Origin of the sequence: Muribaculum sp., from assembly GCF_029051885.1 — a bacterium.
In the GTDB taxonomy this organism is placed as follows: Bacteria; Bacteroidota; Bacteroidia; order Bacteroidales; family Muribaculaceae; genus Muribaculum.
Genome location: NZ_JAIDKI010000021.1, coordinates 1 through 2,686, shown reverse-complemented (window position 1 = coordinate 2,686; position 2,686 = coordinate 1). Strand labels below are relative to the sequence as shown.

The 2,686-nt window shown below is 48.4% G+C and carries 1 protein-coding gene and 1 pseudogene; both read left to right on the top strand.

Annotated elements, in window-relative coordinates; translation table 11 throughout:
* Positions 1-548: pseudogene (locus K2I50_RS00775) on the top strand (hypothetical protein); the annotation flags it as partial.
* Between the two features lie 62 nt (positions 549-610).
* Positions 611-2,293, top strand: a complete 1,683-nt coding sequence (locus K2I50_RS00770; RefSeq protein WP_301024346.1) for an OmpP1/FadL family transporter — start codon at positions 611-613, stop codon at positions 2,291-2,293.
* Positions 2,294-2,686 lie beyond the last annotated feature (393 nt).

The window sequence follows — 2,686 nt, the reverse complement described above, 5'->3', positions numbered from 1 at the left end:
GCTGGGGTCCTTCATTGGCTTGGGGGCCCGGTTACTGGGGTCCGGCCTGGAGCTGGGGCCCGTCATGGGGATGGGGCCCGGGATGTGGTCCAGGATGGTGTCACGGATGGGGCGGTGTGGCATGGCGCCCCGGAACCTATACGCCCAATGGACGCCAGTCTGCGGGTATCCGCAATGGTTATACCGGTGTAGGAAACTCACATCCCGGCTCGCCTTTCAATAACCGCACTAATAACGGTCGTGCAAGCAATGTGACCCGACAGTCGCTTGGCAATTATCGCCCCGGTGGCTCTTCCTCGACTCCCGCATCAAACGGCAACGTCGGCAATTATCGCCCCGGCAATAATAACTCGCCATCATACACACCGTCACATACACCGTCAAATAATAATTCCGGAACATACCGTTCGGGTAGGGGCAACTCTCGCTCATCATCTCCGTCATACAATTCGCCGTCGCCCTCTCGCAGTAGCAGAGGCAGCGGATGGGGTGGGGGCTCTTCCCGTGGCGGTGGTGGAGGCACTACCTCGCGCGGAGGACGTCGATGAGTTCCGGTCCCTAATGCCTATTACTATATTTTTGTTGCATAACTGTTTTCATCCACTGGTATATGAAAAAATCTTTATTAATAGCAGCTACAGCCGTCGTTCCGGCAATTGCAATGGCACAGGCTGGTGTCGATGTGGCACATCTGTCTGAACTTGGAATGCGCGGTACCGCACGATTCATGTCGATGGGCGGTGCGTTTACCGCTCTTGGCGGTGACCTGTCTACTCTTAATCAGAATCCTGCCGGTATCGGCATATATCGCAGCAGTGAGGTGGGTATAACTCTCGATTTGAATTTTCAATCGTTTCAGGCTTCGGCTCCATCAATGACCGACACCCACAATCAGACCCGCTTCAACGTAAACAATTTCGGATATATCGGTACGATGAAGCTCTACAGCGAGGCTACTCCTACATTCTCGTTCGGCGCTTCATACTCGCGTATCAATTCGTTTGACCGTGTGTTCAAGGGCAATTTCCATAATCTTGGCGGATCTTCGCTATCCAACTATGTGGCTGCATTTACCAACTCGCTCAATCCTATGGGCGACGGTTATAGCCCATATACCGATGCCGACCTTAGCTGGGCCAAAGATTATAATCCTTATGACTATGCGCCATGGATGTCGGTTTTGGCATATAACGGGTTCATAATAAACAATGCCGAGGAGAATTCCAATGGACAGATATCGTTTCAGGGATTGATGGGCGACGGTACAACCGGCTCGGCCGATTTTGAAATCCGCGAAAAGGGTCATGTCGACGAATATAATATTACATTTGGCGGTAATATCTACAACACTCTTTACTGGGGTCTTGGATTCGGCATTACTGACATAGATTATACCCAGTGGTCGTACTATGGCGAGCGTCTTAGCAACGCCTATCTGAACGTGTCCACCGAGGAGGGGCCTAAAGATTTATATTATAAGGATGTGCCTGGAACTGCCAGCTATGCGCTTACCAATTATCTTCATTCATCCGGCTCGGGATTTAATGTCAAGTTGGGCCTAATACTCAAGCCAATCAACGAATTTCGTATAGGTATCGCGGTGCATACCCCTACATGGTATTCAATGACCGATACATACTGGGGTGCCATTGACTATAACATGACTCCCGACAATGGGCTGCTTGCTCCCAACGGAGAGCATTATAAACAAGAGTCCGGCAGTGTAGTTGCCAATGGGTTATATGATAATTATCATGATTATCATCTCCGCACCCCCTGGCGCATAATGGTCGGAGCTGCCGGTGTAATCGGAGGTAAGGCTATCATCAGTGCCGACTATGAGTATCGTGGCTCGAATATGCAGCTTTCTGACGTCAATAATAATGAGAAAGTCGATGTCACCGATGAGATTAATACATACTATAAAGGTGTGAATATATTCCGTGTCGGAGCCGAGTACCGTGTGACTCCCCAGCTCAGTCTGCGTGCAGGCTACAGCTATGAGTCGTCACCTGTGAAACAGTGGGTTGCCAATAATGGTGAGAATATACAGTTTGCAGGCACGATTCCCTCTTATTCGTTCAATAAGGCGACGCAGTACATTACGGCCGGCCTCGGTTATCGCGTAGGCGGTTTTGCGATAGACCTTGCTTATGTCAACAAGCATCGCGAATCTACCTGGCATGCTTATTCTCCTATAGTTGTCGACGGCACTATTGTTGAGAATTCTCCTCAGGCTACAGTAAAGTCCAATTATAATCAGCTTGTGCTGTCTTTCGGATACAAATTCTGATTTATTGACTATATCGTTTTGAGCCGCTGCGGATTTGTTTCCCTAGCGGCTTTTTTTATTATAGAGGGAGTGTAGTCGGATATGCCATGGTTTCGACTCACTATAGTGCGCCTGCCTAAATTTGTCGTGTAGTCGCCGGGGCGTAATGACAACGAAACTTACGCCAAAAGCATTTCGAGGCTATGGAAAAAAAGATTTAACTGTTTTGTCGCCCATCATACTTATAGGCAAGAGTTAAAGCTACGAATACAATAATGCCAATAACTACGGCGAGTATAATGGACAATGTTAAAATCACGGAGTTTGCCATATTATAATTAGAGCTTGTTTAATAATAAATGTTGCCGCCAGGGTCGTATAGCTTGAGACGATTTTCGACATGTGACGAAGGAG

Coding starts and splice junctions, on each gene's coding strand:
- K2I50_RS00770 (WP_301024346.1), top strand. CDS start 611: ATGAAAAAATCTTTATTAATAGCAGCTACAGCCGTCGTTCCGGCAATT.